At 58.1% G+C, this 16883-nt stretch carries 13 protein-coding genes and 2 pseudogenes; 10 read left to right on the forward strand and 5 right to left on the reverse strand.

Annotated features, from left to right (window positions below; genetic code table 11):
- The first annotated feature begins 67 nt into the window (after window positions 1–67).
- The 3 genes from JO965_RS35405 to JO965_RS35415 are packed head-to-tail and all read left to right on the forward strand — an operon-like array spanning window position 68 to window position 3539.
- Complete coding sequence (locus JO965_RS35405; protein WP_203446619.1) at window positions 68–1018, forward strand: ABC transporter permease; 951 nt, start codon at window positions 68–70, stop codon at window positions 1016–1018.
- On the forward strand, window positions 1015–1881 hold the full coding sequence (locus JO965_RS35410) for an ABC transporter permease (RefSeq protein WP_203446620.1): 867 nt from the start codon (window positions 1015–1017) through the stop codon (window positions 1879–1881). The genes JO965_RS35405 and JO965_RS35410 overlap by 4 nt, the downstream gene beginning before the upstream one ends.
- Entirely contained in the window at window positions 1878–3539 is a 1662-nt protein-coding gene (locus tag JO965_RS35415; protein ID WP_203446621.1) for an ABC transporter ATP-binding protein, read from the forward strand. Before JO965_RS35410 ends, JO965_RS35415 begins: the two co-directional genes overlap by 4 nt.
- A 20-nt stretch (window positions 3540–3559) precedes the next feature.
- Here JO965_RS35415 and JO965_RS35420 read toward each other — a convergent pair whose 3' ends face one another.
- Window positions 3560–4036: an Lrp/AsnC family transcriptional regulator gene (locus JO965_RS35420; RefSeq protein WP_203446695.1), complete on the reverse strand. Its 477-nt coding sequence runs from the start codon at window positions 4034–4036 to the stop codon at window positions 3560–3562.
- 311 nt (window positions 4037–4347) lie between these two features.
- Between JO965_RS35420 and JO965_RS35425 the strand changes: the two genes are divergently transcribed.
- Both JO965_RS35425 and JO965_RS35430 read left to right on the forward strand, forming a co-directional pair.
- A complete protein-coding gene (locus JO965_RS35425; protein ID WP_203446622.1) occupies window positions 4348–5673 on the forward strand; it encodes an FAD-binding oxidoreductase in 1326 nt (441 codons plus the stop codon).
- A 132-nt stretch (window positions 5674–5805) separates the two neighbouring features.
- A pseudogene (locus tag JO965_RS35430) lies at window positions 5806–6279 on the forward strand (FAD-dependent oxidoreductase); the annotation flags it as partial.
- A gap of 48 nt (window positions 6280–6327) precedes the next feature.
- Here JO965_RS35430 and JO965_RS35435 read toward each other — a convergent pair.
- Complete coding sequence (locus tag JO965_RS35435) at window positions 6328–7656, reverse strand: IS5 family transposase (protein WP_203443374.1); 1329 nt, start codon at window positions 7654–7656, stop codon at window positions 6328–6330.
- A gap of 116 nt (window positions 7657–7772) precedes the next feature.
- Between JO965_RS35435 and JO965_RS35440 the strand changes: the two are divergent.
- From JO965_RS35440 to JO965_RS35450, 3 genes and pseudogenes are all read left to right on the forward strand, one after another.
- A pseudogene (locus tag JO965_RS35440) lies at window positions 7773–8576 on the forward strand (D-amino acid dehydrogenase); the annotation flags it as partial.
- Between the two features lie 210 nt (window positions 8577–8786).
- Window positions 8787–9209, forward strand: a complete 423-nt coding sequence (locus JO965_RS49040; protein ID WP_256451945.1) for a putative PEP-binding protein — start codon at window positions 8787–8789, stop codon at window positions 9207–9209.
- Between the two features lie 71 nt (window positions 9210–9280).
- On the forward strand, window positions 9281–10588 hold the full coding sequence (locus tag JO965_RS35450) for an NAD(P)/FAD-dependent oxidoreductase (protein WP_203446624.1): 1308 nt from the start codon (window positions 9281–9283) through the stop codon (window positions 10586–10588).
- A 915-nt stretch (window positions 10589–11503) separates the two neighbouring features.
- Here JO965_RS35450 and aspA read toward each other — a convergent pair.
- From aspA to JO965_RS35465, 3 genes are all read right to left on the reverse strand, one after another.
- A complete protein-coding gene (aspA, locus tag JO965_RS35455; protein ID WP_203446625.1) occupies window positions 11504–12955 on the reverse strand; it encodes an aspartate ammonia-lyase in 1452 nt (483 codons plus the stop codon).
- 742 nt (window positions 12956–13697) lie between these two features.
- Window positions 13698–13877, reverse strand: a complete 180-nt coding sequence (locus tag JO965_RS35460; protein ID WP_203446626.1) for a hypothetical protein — start codon at window positions 13875–13877, stop codon at window positions 13698–13700.
- A complete protein-coding gene (locus JO965_RS35465; RefSeq protein WP_203446627.1) occupies window positions 13874–14023 on the reverse strand; it encodes a hypothetical protein in 150 nt (49 codons plus the stop codon). Before JO965_RS35465 ends, JO965_RS35460 begins: the two co-directional genes overlap by 4 nt.
- A 549-nt stretch (window positions 14024–14572) precedes the next feature.
- Here JO965_RS35465 and JO965_RS35470 point away from each other — a divergent pair.
- Window positions 14573–15565 carry an ornithine cyclodeaminase family protein gene (locus tag JO965_RS35470; protein WP_203446697.1) on the forward strand — a complete coding sequence of 331 codons (993 nt, stop codon included), beginning with the start codon at window positions 14573–14575 and terminating at the stop codon, window positions 15563–15565.
- Complete coding sequence (locus JO965_RS35475; protein ID WP_203446628.1) at window positions 15565–16542, forward strand: threonine/serine dehydratase; 978 nt, start codon at window positions 15565–15567, stop codon at window positions 16540–16542. The genes JO965_RS35470 and JO965_RS35475 overlap by 1 nt, the downstream gene beginning before the upstream one ends.
- Window positions 16543–16883: the final 341 nt, after the last annotated feature.

Here is a 16883-nt window from a genome sequence, read left to right on the forward strand (position 1 = left end):
TGGACGCGTAGAGTGAACTCTGCGCGTCCGGGTCAAGGCATCATTATGCATCAGCGGGTGTCGCCCCATGAACCCACTCATACTTAGACTCGCCGCAAAACGCGTAGTTATCGCGTTCTTGACGCTGCTCTTCGTCGCATTCACGATCTTCTTCGCGACCGAGATGTTGCCAGGGGATGTCGCGGAAATCCTCCTCGGCCAAGCCGCTACGCCCGAAGCCGTGGCTGGGTTGCGCACGGCCATGCACCTCGATCAGCCGGCTTTCCTACGCTTTATCTACTGGCTCGGAGAGTTGTTCACGGGCGATTTTGGCGTATCCTACGTCAACAAGATGCCAATTGCCGACCTTATAGGCGGACGGCTCGTCAACTCGTTGAAGCTGGCCGGTGTGACGGCCGTGATCTCAGTTCCCATCGCCTTGGCACTTGGTATCACCGCTGCCATCAAGCGAGGGACACTCTACGACCGCATCGTGTCGATCTTCACGATCTCGGTGATCTCTGTGCCCGAGTTCATGGTCGCAACGATCGCCGTCATCGTTTTTGCGGTCTATCTCGGCTGGCTGCCTGCGCTCTCCATGACCAATGAGGTCACATCGATCGGTGGCTTGCTGAAGGCCTTCGCTATGCCGGTGATTACGCTGAGCTTCGTCGTTTCCGCGCAAATGATCCGCATGAGCCGCGCCGCCGTGCTCGAAACACTCAACACCCCCTATGTTGAAATGGCCCTTCTGAAGGGCGCATCGCGCCGGCGTATGGTCCTCCGCCACGCGCTGCCGAACGCGCTCGGCCCAATCGTTAATGCTGTGGCTTTGTCACTGTCTTACCTGTTGGGTGGGGTGATCATTGTCGAAACGATCTTCAACTATCCCGGTATTGCGAAGCTCATGCTTGACGCGGTTTCGACCCGGGACCTGCCGCTGATCCAGAGCTGCGCGATGATCTTCTGCCTGGGCTACCTGCTTCTCATCACCATTGCCGACCTCGTCGCCATCATCTCAAATCCGAGGCTTCAATGACCACGACCCTTTCTTTGCCGAAACCCCAGAAAACCAGGCTGCCACGCTTCGGGTACCGGTTTCCCCTTGTCGGCGTAATATCGTTTCTCATTATTGCCGCATGGATCCTCGTTGCCATCTTCGCACCGTTCATCGCTCCGCATCCGGTTGGCGATATCGTCGACTTCGACTTCTTTGGCCCAATGACCGCCGAATTTCCGTTGGGGACGGATTATCTTGGCCGTGACATGCTCTCGCGGATCCTGCTCGGCGCGCGCTATACGGTGGGTATCTCGCTTGCTGCCGTTTGCTTGGCGTGTTTGTGCGGAGTCACACTGGGAATGACAGCCGCGGTTATCGGCGGATGGTTCGACACTGTGCTGAGCCGGACGCTCGATGCCCTCACATCCATCCCGAGCAAGATCCTGGCGCTCGTCATCGTGGCTGCCGTTGGCTCGTCGATCCCGATCCTCATCGTGACTTTGGCCGTCATCTACACGCCAGGTTGCTACCGCTTTGCACGTGCGCTGGCTGTGAACATCAATACAATGGACTATGTGACCGTCGCCCGCGCCCGCGGCGAGGGCTTGGGTTACTTGATCCGCTCCGAAATCCTCCCTGGCATTATTGGACCAGTTCTGGCCGATTTTGGACTGCGGTTCGTGTTCATCGTGCTTTTGCTGTCGAGCATGTCCTTTCTGGGTCTCGGTGTGCAGCCACCGTTCGCTGACTGGGGTGCCTTGGTTAAGGAGAATATCGGCGGGCTATCGTTCGCAGCACCGGCCGTGATCTTTCCATCGATTGCGATCGCCAGTCTAACCATCAGCGTCAATTTGCTGATCGACAATCTGCCTCAGAAGATACGCGACCGGAGCGAGCCATGAGCAATCTCGTCGAAGTCCGCAACCTGCGGGTCAGTGCAAAGACCGATTCCGGCCGTACGGTCGAGATCATCCGTAACGTTTCGTTCGATATTGCTGACGGAGAGATTGTCGCTCTCATTGGTGAAAGTGGCTCCGGCAAGACGACAATCGCACTGACCCTGATGGGGTATACCCGCTCGGGATGTCGCATTGTCGAGGGCAGCGTCAAGCTGGCTGGACAGGAGATTTCCGCCTTGCCCGAGGGCAAACGCGCGAGCAAGCGGGGTACCGAGGTATCCTACATTCCGCAGAGCGCTGCGGCCTCGTTCAACCCTGCGCACAAGATCATGGATCAAGTCATCGAGGTGACGAAAATTCATCATTTGATGCCGATTGAGCAAGCGCGCGCGAAGGCCATTGAGCTCTTTCGGGCACTGGCCTTGCCCGATCCCGATACGATCGGGGATCGCTATCCGCATCAGGTATCCGGCGGCCAGCTGCAACGCCTTTCAGCGGCGATGGCTTTGATTGGTGATCCGAAGCTTGTGATCTTCGACGAGCCAACAACAGCCCTCGACGTGACGACGCAGGTCGAGGTCCTTCGTGCGTTCAAGTCGGTGATGAAGAGGGATGCAATAGCCGGCGTCTACGTCTCGCACGATCTCGCGGTCGTCGCGCAGATTGCCGACCGTATCATCGTTCTGAAGAACGGAGAAATCCAGGAGGTCGGTCAGACCACAGACATTGTGCAGCGTCCGCAACATCCCTACACGCGAGAGCTGCTTGACGCCTTTGAGCCGGCCTCGCGCGGCCCGATTTCTGGCGGGCGCAATGAGCCCGAGGTGCCGCTTCTCGTCGTCAAGGACATTGTGGCCGGGTACGGCAAAATCGGTAATGCCGGAATGCCATCGCTGCGGGTGATCAACAAGGTCAGCTTCGAGCTTCCTCGTGGAAAAAACCTTGGAATCATCGGCGAGTCGGGGTGCGGAAAGTCAACCCTAGCGCGCGTGATCGCCGGGATTTTGCCTGCTGCGCAAGGCCAGATCCTGTTCGATGGCAAGCCGCTTGATCCGGATCTGCGCAAACGCAGCCGCAATGATTTACGTGAGATACAGATCGTGTTCCAATCGGCCGATACCGCACTCAATCCGGCGAAATCGATTGCCGATATCCTGGCTCGCCCGTTGATTTTCTATCATGGGATGGGCGGCAAGCAGCTTGACGCCCGGGTCGATCACCTGCTCGACATGGTTCGCTTGCCACGCGCTTTGCGCTATCGGAGGCCAGGCGAGCTGTCAGGTGGACAAAAGCAGCGTATCAATCTGGCACGCGCCCTAGCGGCTGACGCCAAGCTCATTCTTTGCGATGAGATCACCTCAGCGCTGGATACCGTCGTTGGGGCCGCCATCATTGAACTCCTCAAGGAGCTTCAGCGCGAACTCTCCCTATCGTATCTTTTCATCAGTCACGATCTTTCAACGGTCAGGGCGATCTGCGACGAAGTGGCGGTGATGTATGCCGGTGAAAAGATCGAGCAATTAAACCCAGATGCCATGGGCGGCGAGGCCAGTCACCCTTATTCCCGCCTGTTGTTTGCATCCGTGCCGAAGCTCGACACCGGTTGGCTCGACAGCCTGGAGCAGGACCCGGAACTCCTGCAGGCCTATTCGAGACGATGAAAGGAATAGAAGGGCTTTGTTCAGGCTTCGAAAATCTTGTCGAGTGGAAGGTGCGTTTTGACGATCGGGGACTTCAGCACCACGTAACTGAAGTATTTGTCGATGCCTACATCCAGATCGATGAGACGTTCCATAATCGTCTGATACTCTGCGATGCCTGACGTGACGAACTTCATCAGATAATCGTAGCCGCCTGAAATAAGGTGGCACTCCATGACCTCGTCGATTTTCTCGACGGTTGCGAGAAAGCGCGCAAAGTCGATTTGACGATGGTTCTTGAGCGTGATCTCCGTGAAGACGGTCAGTGTTTGACCAAGTTTGGAAACGTCAATCTGAGCCGAGTAACCTGCTATATATCCTTCGGTTTGAAGTTTCTTGACCCGCATCAGACAGGGACTAGGTGAAAGATGGACGAGTTCTGCCAGCTCGACGTTGGTGATGCGCCCGTTCTTCTGCAATTCCGCGAGTATCTTCAGATCAATCCGGTCGAGCTTCATCGGCATCCGCGCATTCTCGATACTTTGTTCGCTAATTATGCCGGTTTTACCCGCGATCGCAATCTCCTGGGTATGGGCGCTCGTGTTTGGCCTGTGTTACATCTACTGAGCCTGAACGAGCCGATGTGGATGACACGTCACGGGGTTGCGATCGGCTCATGGGTTGCTCGGGGCCTATGATCAAAAGGCCCCACAACAATCGCCTGTCATCCCTTGTATGAACAGCATGAGATTCCATTGTACTGGGCCGTTACGGGGTATAGGTCTGCGGCCGGTCCCCTATGATCCCGCCAAACGACGGGAGATCTGCCGTGCCAGCGCCGCTTATTCATATCGAAGCAACACCCGATCTCCCGCAGGAAGCGGATGTCGTCGTCATTGGCGGTGGTGTGGTTGGTGTCTTCACGGCGTACTATTTGGCCCGACGCGGGGTGAAGGTTGCGCTGGTAGAGAAGGGGCTTGTCGGTGCGGAACAGTCCAGTCGGAACTGGGGCTGGTGTCGCCAGCAGAACCGTGACGCACGCGAGTTGCCTCTAGCAACGAAAAGTCTCGATCTGTGGGAGAAGTTGGCCGAGGAAACAGGCGAGGACACCGGTTTCCGCCGCTGCGGGCTCCTGTATCTATCGCAGAACGAGAATGAGCTGGCCGGTTGGGCGAAATGGCGCGATTTCGCCCGGACCGTCGGCGTGACTACTCATATGCTGAGCCAGCAGGAAGCGACGGAACACGGCCGGGCCACCGGTCGCGTCTGGAAGGGTGGGGTCTTCTCACCGAGCGATGGGACGGCCGACCCATCCCGAGCCGTTCCCGTTACAGCCCGGGCCATTCTTTCGGCCGGCGGGACCGTCCATCAGAATTGCGCCGCACGAGGCCTTGAAGTGAGCGCCGGCCGCGTCAGCGCGGTGGTCACGGAGAAGGGTACCATACGCACACGGATCGCTGTCATGGCCGGCGGTGCCTGGGCATCGTCCTTCTGCCACCAACTCGGCATCCGGTTCCCGCAAGCATCGATACGAGCCTCGATCATGGCCGTCGCACCAGGTGCGAACGATCTGCCCGACGCATTGCATACCGCAGAAGTCTCAATGACCCGGCGCCGCAATGGCGGGTATACCCTGGCTATCAGCGGTCGGGCGCGCGTCGACCCCACGCCGCAGCAACTTCGTTTCAGTCGTGAGTTCATTCCGATGTTCGCTCGGCGGTGGCGCAGTCTTGCACCAGGAGGACTGGAAGGTTGGCGTCAGGGCCATGAGACCCTGCGCAAATGGCGGTTGGATGAAGTGACCCCAATGGAGAAAGTCCGCATCCTCGACCCCAAGCCTGACATGAAGCAGATCCGTCTCACCCACTCGAGAGCTTGCGATCTCATGCCGAGCATGCGGCAAATGCCTATATCCAACGTATGGGCCGGATATATCGACAGCACACCTGATGGCGTTCCTGCCATTGGCGAGGTTGAGCATATTCCAGGCTTCATTCTGGCCGCCGGCTTCAGCGGTCATGGCTTCGGCATTGGACCAGGGGCTGGCCACCTCATTGCGGATCTGATTACGGGCAAACCACCGATTGTTGATCCACACCCCTACAGGCCTGAGCGCCTAAGCGCCTCTGCATGGGGCAGGGTTGCGGACTTTTGAGGCTGTCCACCGCTTCTGGAGTGTACCGCTTTCAATTTGATCGGTCGGTGCCAAGCCATTGATTTGACCGCTTTTAAGGCACGGCCGTCCCGTTAGCACTGTCAGTTCAACCATTCTTGAGGTTCAGGAACCATGCGCGTTCTCGTTCTCGGCAGCGGCGTCGTCGGCGTCACGTCCGCATACTATCTCGCGAAGCAGGGTCATGAGGTGACGGTGGTGGATCGCCAGCCCGCCGCCGGCATGGAGACCAGCTTCGCCAATGCCGGCCAGGTCTCGCCCGGCTACTCGGCGCCGTGGGCGGCCCCGGGCATTCCGATCAAGGCCATGAAGTGGCTGATGATGAAGCACCGGCCGCTGGTGCTCTGGCCGCGCACCGAGCTGCGCCTCTGGAGCTGGCTTGCTCACATGCTGGCCAACTGCACCGAGGAGGCGTACCGGCGCAACAAGAGCCGAATGGTCGCTCTCGCCGAGTACAGCCGGGACTGCCTGCGCGAGCTGCGGCAGGAGACCAGCATCACCTATGACCACCGGGAAAAAGGACTCCTCCAGCTCTTCCGCACGCAAAAGCAGTTCGACGGCATCAGGGAGGACACGGCTGTCCTCGATACCTAGTCGGCCCTGAATAATGCGTCGGCACGGGGCTAGCGCTGGATTTCAGGCGGCTTGAGAAGTATCCGGTTGCGCAAATGAATCCATCAGAGCTGCAATGATCCAGGCAACAAAAAGCCTGAGCCAGTTCAGGATCAGCCGCAGGTTGTGCCCGGCGGCCACGAGCAAGGCATTGATCGCGTCGCCGGCTGCGCCGAGCAGGTGATTGCGTCCCAGCCGCCCGTCCGCCTTCATGTGCCCGATCGTCGGCTCGATCGCGGACCGGCGTCGCAGCTCGCGCTTGATCGTCGGCGTCAGACCCCGCCGCTGCCGGGTGATGAACACCCGATCTGTCTTGGCGTAGTCATGCCCACGATAGCCCTGGTCGACATAAGTCCGCTCCGGCTCGATGCCTGTCATGGCCACGACCTGATCGATCGTCGTGCCGAGCGTATGGCCGTCATACGGATTGCCCTCCAGCGCCTTGGAGGCGAGCACGAACCCTTCGCGGTTGGTCACCGCGAGCGCGACCTTGCTGCCGAACTCATACGGCCGATGCGCCTTGCCTTTGGCGATGCACACCACCTCGGGCGCGTGCAGGCTGTAGAGCTTGTTCTTGCTCGTGCGCTCCTGGGACAGAAGACGTTCTACGAGGCCGAGCAGAGGAGCAAACCGGCGTAAGAGAACCTCATCGCCTGTGACTTTGCGGGCGACATCGCGATAGACCCGGCCCAAATAGGTCTTCAGCCGCTTCAGTTCGCGGCGCATGCGCCGCATCTGCCGGGCATGGGCATAGCGACCGACCTGCACGGCCACGCGTTTGGCCAGGCGCGTGTGGGCCTGCCGCAGCGCGAGGCCGTGCCGCTTGGCCTGTCGCACCAGAGCCTGCAACGCCTTGAGATAGAGCTTGGCGTCGGTCGGATGGGTGATCGCCTTGGGCTGCACGGTGGTGTCGACGCTGATCCGCTCCAGGCTCGACGAGCGCACGGCGCCGCTCTCCAGCCCGGCCTGGATCGTCTCAGCCAGCAGTGTCTCCAGTCCGTCGGGTCCGAGCCGTTTGCGCCAGCGCGTCAATGAGCTCGGATCGCAGGGCAACTCATGCTGGAAGTACTCACAGCCACAGAACCATTGGTAATACGGGTTCTCGATCCAGCGCTGCACCACCGCCTCATCGGACAGGTTGAAGGTATGCTGGAGATAGGACAGCCCGACCATCAGGCGCGTCGGCTTCGCGGGCCGCCCCAGGGGCCGATAGAAGCCGCCGAACTCCTCATCGAAGCGGTGCCAGTCGATCAAAGCAGCCAGGCGGAACAACGCGTGGCGGGGATCGAGGATCTGGTCGAGGCGGCTGCGGTAGAGATCGCCGGAACTCGGCAGCGTCGGCTTGGGTCCCATGGCAAAACACCAGGTTTAAGCGGGTCCATCCCCAGATGCTGGCATTTTACAATGCTTCGTGACGACGAAGAATCCTTCTGCCCCAACAAGTTGTGGGTTATTCAGGGCCGACTACCTATGGCGTTCCCTACGAGATCCTGGATCCCGCAGGATGCGTCAGCGCCGAACCTGCGCTGGGTCTAGTGAAGAGCAAGGTCGCCGGCGGCCTGCGCCTTCTCGGCGATGAGACCGGGGATGCCCACCTGTTTACCCAGCGGCTTGCTGCGATTGCGGAGCAACTGGGTGTCCGGTTCCGGTACAGCACCTCTGTCCAGAGGCTGCTCACCGACAGCGACCGGATCTCCGGCGTGCAGGTCGACGGCGGCGAGGTGCTCACGGCAGACGCCTATGTGGCGGCGATGGGCAGCTATACGCCCCGTCTGGTGAAGCCCTTAGGGATCCATCTGCCGGTGTATCCGGTGAAAGGTTACTCCTTGACGATGCCCATCGTGAACGCAGATGCGGCGCCTGTCTCAACCGTGATGGACGAGACCTACAAGGTCGGGATTACCCGCTTAGGTGACCGGATCCGTGTCGGCGGTACGGCGGAGCTGGCAGGATTCAGCCAGCGCCTGCGAAGGCCGCGGCGGGCGACTCTGGAATACTCGGTTACTGACCTGTTCCCGCAAGGCGGTGACTTCAGGCAGGCCAGCTTCTGGACCGGGTTGCGGCCGATGACGCCGGACGGCACGCCCGTAGTGGGTCCAACCCGGTACCGGAACCTATACACGAACACCGGTCATGGCACCTTGGGCTGGACCATGGCCTGCGGCTCGGGACGCGTGCTCGCCGACCTGATCTCCGGGCGGGTGCCGGAGATGTCCCACAAGTATCTCGCCGCCGACCGTTATAAGGGCGAGTGGCGGTTTCAGGGCGCATAGGTCTGTTACGCCGCGCTGTCGAGCAGGCCTATCAGACCCCGTTTTCGGGCATCAGAGGTCGTGGCCAGCGCCAGATTGGCTCATCGGAGCATCCCTATAGCGTGGAGACCCGTCGTGGATGATCGGAATTTCGCAGTCAGGCAGGAAAGCCGCACAACAGCCCAGTGGGTCTATACCCTCGGGGACGGTAAGACCGAGAGTCAGGCGGGGATGAAGAACCTGCTAAGCGGCAAGGGGCCCAACCTGGCCGAGATGTCCAACCTGGGCCTGCCGGTCCCACCAGGCTTCTCCATCACGACGGAAGTCTGCACCTATCACTACGATCACGGCCACTCCTATCCGGAGGAGCTGAAGTCCCAGGTCGAGAACGCACTGACTCATGTCGGCAAGAAGACGAGGCCGAACATCAAACTTGGGATCTGCGGCGAGAATGGCAGCGATCCGGCGTCCATCCACTTCTGCCAGGAGGCGAGCCTCGATTACGTGTCCTGCTCGCCATACTGCGTACCGCTTGTGCGCCGTACCGCCGCGCAAGCGGCGCTTGGCAACAAGGTCGCGAGCCCAAGCCTAAATGGCCCTATCTTGCAGCCGACTGTTTTAGAGTACGACGGCTTCCGACAAGCCGCGTGCTAATGATATGAGATAACGCGTCATCAATTCAACCAGCTGCAGCCCACCTAATCGGAGGCCGGTTCGGAAAGGCCATGAAAACTCAGATCGTTATCGTAGGAGGCGGAGCCGGAGGGCTCGAGCTCGTACGGCGGCTTGGCGCCAAGCTGGGCCGGGATGCTTACGATGTGATCCTCATTGAGCGAAACCAAACCCACATCTGGAAACCTCTCCTGCATGAGGTCGCAGCCGGATCGCTCGACGCTAACCTGGACGAGGTTGGCTATCGCAGTCACGGACATCGATGGGGATATCGCTTCTTCTTGGGCAATCTCGAGACAATCGACAGAGCGGCGCGACAGGTTGTGGTGGCTCCGATCCTGGATGAGGATGGCACCGAAATTATTGGGCGCCACAGGATACGCTACGACTATCTGGTTCTGTGTGTCGGTGCCGTATCCAACGACTTTGGTACCCCCGGTGTGCGCGAGCACTGCCTTTTCCTGGAGGATCGCGAGCAGGCGGACCGCTTCCGGCAAAAATTGCTGAACCACTGCCTGCGCGTATCGCGCACGATGACCACGGATTCTGGCGCAGATGCCTATGTCAATGTCACCATTGTTGGTGGTGGTGCCACCGGTGTCGAGCTTGCCGCCGAGCTCTTCAATGCTGCCTCCGCGCTGAAACATTACGGGCTGGAGGTCTTTGACGAGAGCCGCCTGCGCGTAACCCTGGTCGAGGCCGGTCCCCGAATTCTACCCGCTCTTCCCATTAACCTCGCTGAAGCCGCCCACAAGGAACTGGAGGCACTTGGCGTAAGGGTGCTCGTCAACACCGCGATCATGGAAGCCACCTCGACCGGCATGGGCACCCGCACCGGCGAGGTGATCGAAGCGGACCTGAAGATCTGGGCGGCTGGTGTGCGGGCTCCGGATGTCCTGAAGGACATTGCAGGTCTGGAGACGACCCGTAGCAACCAGCTCATCGTCCGTCCGACGCTCCAAACCACGCGGGACGAACGCATCTTCGCCATTGGTGATTGCTGTTACTTCAAGCCGGACGACTCTGACCGGCCGGTGCCTCCGCGCGCGCAGGCAGCCCACCAGATGGTCAGGACAGCCTATCGCAACGTTCTCTCCCTGATCGCCGACAGGCCGCTGGAGACATTCGTCTACCGCGATCGTGGGTCGCTCGTGTCCCTCAGCCGTTACTCGACGATTGGCAGTCTGATGGGCAACCTGGTAGGCGGTCGCATGGCCGTTGAGGGGCGGATCGCTCGTCTCGTCTACGTGTCACTCTACCGAATGCATCTGATCGGGGTCCATGGATGGTTGAAGGGAATTGCTCTGATTCTGGTCGGGCACGTGAACCGAGTTGTTAGGCCCAGGCTCAAGTTCCATTGACGGCGAGACCAGAACGAGCAGATTTCACGACGAACATTCATATCAAGACCGACCTTAACGGCGATCCGTTGGCATCGTCATACTAACAAGCTGCGAGCAGCAGCTGGCAGAGAGCGATATCAAGAAGCCTTGCCCATCGCTCTACGCTCGCTACCGTTTCTCTGCCGAGGTGATCAGCCTCGCGGTCGGGCTCTATTTCCACTTTGCCTTGTACCTCCAAATACTGGCCGGGGCAGGCCGTAGGCCAGGATGGGTACGTGCTCGACGGGCTTGTCCAGAGCCGCCACAACGCGAAGGCGGCCAAACGTCTGCTGACCAGATTGATGAAGAAGCTAAGCAAGATACCCTAGCGCACCATCACTGTTAAACTTCTCTCATACGGAGCCGCCAGACGGCAACTCATGCCGAGAGTGGAATACTGGCGGCATAAAGGGTCCTCTCTGTCCGGCCGGGGTCAATCAAGCACTTACGATTTGTTTGGCTCCATAACATGACTGCCCCGCGGGCTCACGCTTCTCTCCGGAATCAGCGCGATAGCTCTTCCACTATAGGGCCAGAAGAATGAAGTGGATCGATCTGAACAGCGTCTTTTGTGCCTGAGGCGCAAGGAACATAGGCGCGGTGCGTCCACTCGGACGGCACGTCGTAGATCTTCCTCCAAGCGTCACTTCCAACTGTATTCAAAATCCCCTCGCTAGAACTGGGTTCTGTCCCAAATTCGGTTTTTACTTGCCAGTCCCAGCTGCTCTGCACGGACTGGCTGCTCGAAAATCAATGGCTTGGAACCACCGCCATGATGCGGACTACCGCTAGAAAATGCCTATCCTTCGAGTTTTCGACAGAACCGGTGAGCCCACCGCGGTATTCATGGACTTTAATTTCTTTCGGAGCGCTGATGAACATGATTGTCTTCCGTCAGTTCGATGGGAGGGGTGCGATCTTGCGCGGCTGCGTCATGTTTTCTGGCCGCAGAATGTCATCGAGTTCAACCGGGCTGAGCAGACCCTCCTCTAACACGAGGTCGGCAACGCCACAGCCTGTGGCCTGCGCCTTTTGCGCGATGCGGGTCGCGTTCTGATAGCCGATGACCGGGTTCAGCGCGGTCACGAGGCCGATGCTGTGGGTGACCAGTCTCCGGCAATGATCCTCATTGGCGGTGATTCCCTTGATGCAGCGCTCTGCCAGCGCCGTCATGGCATGGGTCATGAGGCGCATGGACTGGAAAATGTTGAGAGCGACCACCGGCTCGAAAGCATTGAGCTGCAGCTGCCCGGCTTCGGCCGCAAACGTGACTGTCAGATCGTTGCCGATGACCTGATAGGCCACTTGGTTGACCACCTCCGGAATTACCGGATTGACCTTGCCTGGCATGATGGAAGAACCCGGCTGTACCGGCGGCAGGTTGATTTCTCCCAATCCTGCGCGCGGGCCGCTGGAGAGGAGGCGCAGATCGTTGCAAATCTTGGAGACCTTCACCGCAGTGCGTTTCAGGATGCCCGAAAAGGTGACGAAGGCACCGGTATCCGAGGTAGCTTCAATGAGGTCTGCCGCCAGCAGCAGGGATTCGCCGCTGATCTCGGAGAGTTCGGAAACCACGAGTGGCGCATAGCCCGGATCCGTATTAATGCCGGTCCCGATGGCGGTCGCTCCCAGATTGACTTCCCGGAATAGTCGAACCAGTTCCCGCACCCGCTCCACATCTTCGCGCATGGTGGTCGCGAAGGCGCGAAACTCTTGGCCAAGGGTCATTGGGACCGCATCCTGAAGCTGGGTGCGCCCCATCTTGATGATATGCGCGAACGCCTCGCCCTTCGCTTGAAATGCCGCGCAAAGGCACTCCATCGCCTCGGTAAGTTCGCCGTAACTCAGGAGAATGCCCAGCCGGAGGGCGGTCGGATAGACGTCGTTGGTAGATTGCGACAGGTTAACGTGATTGTTGGGGTGCAGGTGCTCGTGCTGCCCCTTTTCGTAGCCCATAAGTTCCAGGGCGCGGTTGGCGATCACCTCGTTGGCGTTCATGTTGGTGGAGGTACCGGCGCCACCCTGGATCATGTCGACGGCGAACTGGTCGTGCCATTGTCCGGCAATCACTTCGTCGCAGGCCGCTGCAATCGCAGCTTCCAATCTTTTCGGGAGAAGGCCGAGCTTGCAGTTGGTGCGAGCTGCTGCTTTCTTCACCATCGCCAGCGCGCGCACGAAGTTGGGGAAATGGGATAGGGGAATGCCGGTGATCTGGAAGTTAGCCAAGGCGCGGGCCGTCTGCACGCCGTAATAGGCGTCGGCGGGAACCGCCAAGTCCCCCAGCAGGTCGTGCTCGATCCGTGTGAGGCCGCGATCGGTCGGGAGGCGGATGGAATGGGTCAGCATCGGAGGACCTCTAAGGACTTTTGCTATTTAACTGATTGTCTGGGCGGCCAGTGCGCAGATGCCTGATGGCGGCGCCATCTCAGCTGTCAATGACGCGCCGAGCAACCCCGTATCACGGCGTCGTATGCCAGAAGGCCGCATCGTACCGTTGGAGATCAGTATCCGACATTTACGCCATAGGAGGCGCCTCATAGGCACTTAGGTTCGGAACTTTACACTTAAGACAAGACGCATTTCGGTACATGTTGCGGGTAGAGCGGTCCTAGTACGCACCCGACCCTACCTTCGGCTGGGCAAACATGAAGATCGAAGAGATCCTCCATCGTCTCGTCGATTTTCCGTCTGTCATTGCTTGGTGAAACGGTGACATTGTGGTCTGGAGCTACCAAGAAGTCAGTCACATGCACGAGTCCAGAGTTGCAAACAAGAACGCGCCTTACGAGTGGGGGTACTATTGCAGTAACTCGGAAAAGGAATAACGAACCCCATGAATGGGCCGCTCAGGCAGCGAGACTGAAGAGCTGATTGACGGGACGGATTTGCCTGTCCTGCCGCGATCAGAGAGATCTCCTGTGCCCAATGGGATACTCTTATGACTGTCATTCTGGGATACCGGCGTAGGATCCCTGCTTCTTCTGTCATCATAAACTGGAATGACGCGCAGGTTCCGTTGCATGCGCCTTGCGCGCCGCTTCCTTCAGCGAAATTTCGCCCCGCACATACCATTCGAAAAGCTTGGTGATCAGCGGCGCGATAGCAGGCTTGATGCGATGATCCTCTTGCCGCCCAGGCCGGTGATGTTGCGATAGCCGAGCGGCGTCTTGTAGTTTGCCACCTCAATGATCCTTGAGATGTCGCCCAGTTCGGCCAGGCGGATGCTTTCTCCCGCCGGTAGTGCAACCGGCCCGACGGTGGCCATCATGTCCTGATGCTAATGAATGGTGTGCCGATGGCCTTGAAACTGAGGCTTTCATAGAGCGGCTGCCCGGCGACGGTGGCATTGGGCAGCGTGCAGCGGTCGCCGAGTTCCCCCAGCACCAGGTTCATTAGTTTGTGTCGGATGCGCATGCAGCAGCTGCTCGATCCTGCACGCTATCGAAACGACAGCGGCATCAGGTCAGCCTGAGGCTCGTAGCATTAGCTTTCGCAGATCGGGGTGGAAATCATTGAAAATTATGCACTCGGGGAGTATCCGACATTTTCTGCTGCATACCCCGTGCAATACTGCTTGCATGTATCTTCAGCTAATGCATTCCGGGAGACGCGCAAGGAACATGAGCATCAAATAAATCCCGTTTGATCATCGTGATCACGTTTTTGTTGATCGTGGCGGCCGGGATCGGCATGCTGGGCACGCTCGCTGCTGCGCTATTTGGCTACTTCCCGATCTGCCACATCTATCGTGATCTAGGAGGCGAGCCGTACCAGACCACCGGCGAAGCGGGGCGGCAGAGTGATAGAGGGGGCGACCGGGGCTGTTCCATGGCGTCCCCAGCTCAACATGTCCTACTCGACGTTCGAACATGCGCCTCCTTGAATCTGTTTGAAGAGTGTCAAGCTTTCGGCCGCGGGCATATGGCATATGCTCTGAATTTAAAAGATAGAGAGACAATGCAAATGAAAACACTGCTGCTTAAGAAAGGGGAAGTCAGCAGATTAATCTGCATGAAGGAAGTCATCGGTGCGGTGGAAGAGGCATACAAAGCCTTCAACAGTGATCAGGTTGAGCAACCTGACTATATAGGGATACATCTCCCATCACCGCGTGGAGAAATTGACTTCAAGCTTGGTTACTACAAAGCCAATGAAGTGATCTCCATGAAAGCGTCTTCTGGAGGGTTCATTTATAACCCAACAGCACACGGCGTGCCTAGTGGCATGGGGACCATTCTCCTGTTTGATGCAAGGAGCGGTGCGGTGATTTGCGTTATGGATGGAAGTTTAATCACTGGTCTCAGAACCGGGGCATCTGGAGCCGTTTCCGTCAAAGCACTGGCAAGGAAAAATGCCAAGAAAATTGCATCAGTCGGGACAGGAAATCAGGCAAGAATGCAAATCCGAGCGATCAACGAGGTCATGAAGATCGAAGGGATCCACGCTTGGAGCCGCACCCTGGATACGCTTTCCAAATTCAAGACGGACATCGAACGCGAATTCGGCATTCCTGTCATCGTCGCAAGCTCCAAGAAGGAAGCGGTTGAGCAGGCCGATATCTTGATTACGACGACCCGGGGAAAAGGGGAGCTTGTGGAAGCGCATTGGGTGAAACCCGGCACACACATCGTTGCAATCGGCACAGATCAACGTGGCAAACAGGAGCTGGATCCGGAGCTCTTCAGGAACGCGAAAATCATCGTCGACTCGATCACGCAATGCACCGAAAAGGGCGAGACCTGGCACCCGCTGAATAGCAATATCATCACCAAAGACGACATCCACGCGGAGATTGGTGAGATATTATTGGGAAGGAAGGCGGGACGAGAAAGTGATGAAGAAATCACGATTTTCGATTCCACGGGAATGGCCATACAGGACAATACGACAGCCACCAAAATCTACCAGAATGCAATAGATAATAACGTTGGCACTTTCTTTCAGTTTCTTGAGTGATGACCATGCGCAACTACCCTACCATTCAGGACATCCGTGAAGCTCAGGAACGGCTTAAACCCCACATCAGGCACACGCCGCTATTGCGTGCGGAAAAAATAGAGAAAGCTGCTGGTTGTCAGCTATATCTCAAACCTGAAACCCTGCAGATTACCGGCGCGTTCAAAATTCGCGGCGCCCTGAACAAGGCCCTTTCGCTCTCGAGAGATGAGATCGCAAACGGCATCATTGCTACCTCTTCGGGCAATCATGCCCAAGGGCTTGCTTATGCCGCCAGGATGCTGGGCGTGAAAGCGATATTGGTCCTTCCGGTCACCACGCCAAAGATCAAAATCGAAAACACAAAAGCTCTCGGGGCAGAGGTCATTCTTTTCGATGGCGACACCGCTGCCAGATGGAGAAGGGTGTATGAAATCGCTGAGGAAAACAAATACGCGGCTGTTCACGCTTTTGAGGACCCAATGGTTATGGCCGGCCAGGGAACAATAGGGTGTGAAATACTGCAGGACCTGTATGATGTGGACACGGTCATTGTTCCCGTAGGCGGCGGGGGCCTTATCTCGGGAATCGCTACCGCTATAAAAGAAACGAAACCATCGGTTCGCGTTATAGGGGCAGAACCCGCCTTGACACCAAAGTATTTTCACAGCCGGATAAACAAGGAGCGCACATCGCTTCCCTTGAAGAACACGATTGCGGATGGCCTGAGGATAAGCGTTCCGGGTCAAAACCCGTATCCGATTATCGAAAAGTATGTGGACGAGATCGTTCTCGTTGAAGACGAGCACATCATCGCGGGGATGCGTGCCCTTGCCAAGGATGCGAAATTGATCGCTGAGCCAGCCGCCTCGATCGGCGTCGGAGCTTTGTTGGCGGGCGCCATAGAAGTCAAGCAGGATGAAAAAGTTTGCGCGGTGCTGACTGGAGGGAACTGGGATTTGTGCGACCTTGCCGATATATACAAGGTAACGGGATAATCAGTTCCAGCTTCGGTCAGTTCACCACCCGGATCGCAGCAGTTGAACGTCTGCAATCCTCATCGCCAAGCAAGAATCTCCAGTCCGGGATCGGCCCCAACCTTGCCATGCAACAAACGTCTACCTTCTTATTATGTGTCCGCCCGGCATCGTGACACTAATCAGCTCTCAGTCTGAAAACCCAGGAGCTTAAGCCAGGCGGTCAGGTTCCAGAGCCGCACAGTCGTGCGCTGGACGACACACAGATTTCTTCGCGAGCTGCACGTCTTTTCGGCGAGGCCTTTGCCGACCTTGAGACCAATAGTGCCAGCCTGCCGAGTAGCGGCTATCGCCAGCCCGCA

It is taken from the genome of Microvirga sp. VF16, assembly GCF_016864375.1.
Classification (GTDB): Bacteria; Pseudomonadota; Alphaproteobacteria; order Rhizobiales; family Beijerinckiaceae; genus Microvirga.

What these genes read in the sequence shown, in the direction of transcription:
- JO965_RS35420 (WP_203446695.1), bottom strand. Translation starts at nt 4,036, where the DNA reads ATGAAGCTCGACCGGATTGATCTGAAGATACTCGCGGAATTGCAGAAG.
- JO965_RS35465 (WP_203446627.1), bottom strand. Translation starts at nt 14,023, where the DNA reads ATGCGCATCCGACACAAACTAATGAACCTGGTGCTGGGGGAACTCGGC.
- JO965_RS35470 (WP_203446697.1), top strand. Translation starts at nt 14,573, where the DNA reads ATGAAAACACTGCTGCTTAAGAAAGGGGAAGTCAGCAGATTAATCTGC.
- JO965_RS35410 (WP_203446620.1), top strand. Translation starts at nt 1,015, where the DNA reads ATGACCACGACCCTTTCTTTGCCGAAACCCCAGAAAACCAGGCTGCCA.
- JO965_RS49040 (WP_256451945.1), top strand. Translation starts at nt 8,787, where the DNA reads ATGAAGAACCTGCTAAGCGGCAAGGGGCCCAACCTGGCCGAGATGTCC.
- JO965_RS35405 (WP_203446619.1), top strand. Translation starts at nt 68, where the DNA reads ATGAACCCACTCATACTTAGACTCGCCGCAAAACGCGTAGTTATCGCG.
- JO965_RS35415 (WP_203446621.1), top strand. Translation starts at nt 1,878, where the DNA reads ATGAGCAATCTCGTCGAAGTCCGCAACCTGCGGGTCAGTGCAAAGACC.
- JO965_RS35460 (WP_203446626.1), bottom strand. Translation starts at nt 13,877, where the DNA reads ATGATGGCCACCGTCGGGCCGGTTGCACTACCGGCGGGAGAAAGCATC.
- JO965_RS35435 (WP_203443374.1), bottom strand. Translation starts at nt 7,656, where the DNA reads ATGGGACCCAAGCCGACGCTGCCGAGTTCCGGCGATCTCTACCGCAGC.
- JO965_RS35475 (WP_203446628.1), top strand. Translation starts at nt 15,565, where the DNA reads ATGACCATGCGCAACTACCCTACCATTCAGGACATCCGTGAAGCTCAG.
- JO965_RS35450 (WP_203446624.1), top strand. Translation starts at nt 9,281, where the DNA reads ATGAAAACTCAGATCGTTATCGTAGGAGGCGGAGCCGGAGGGCTCGAG.
- aspA (WP_203446625.1), bottom strand. Translation starts at nt 12,955, where the DNA reads ATGCTGACCCATTCCATCCGCCTCCCGACCGATCGCGGCCTCACACGG.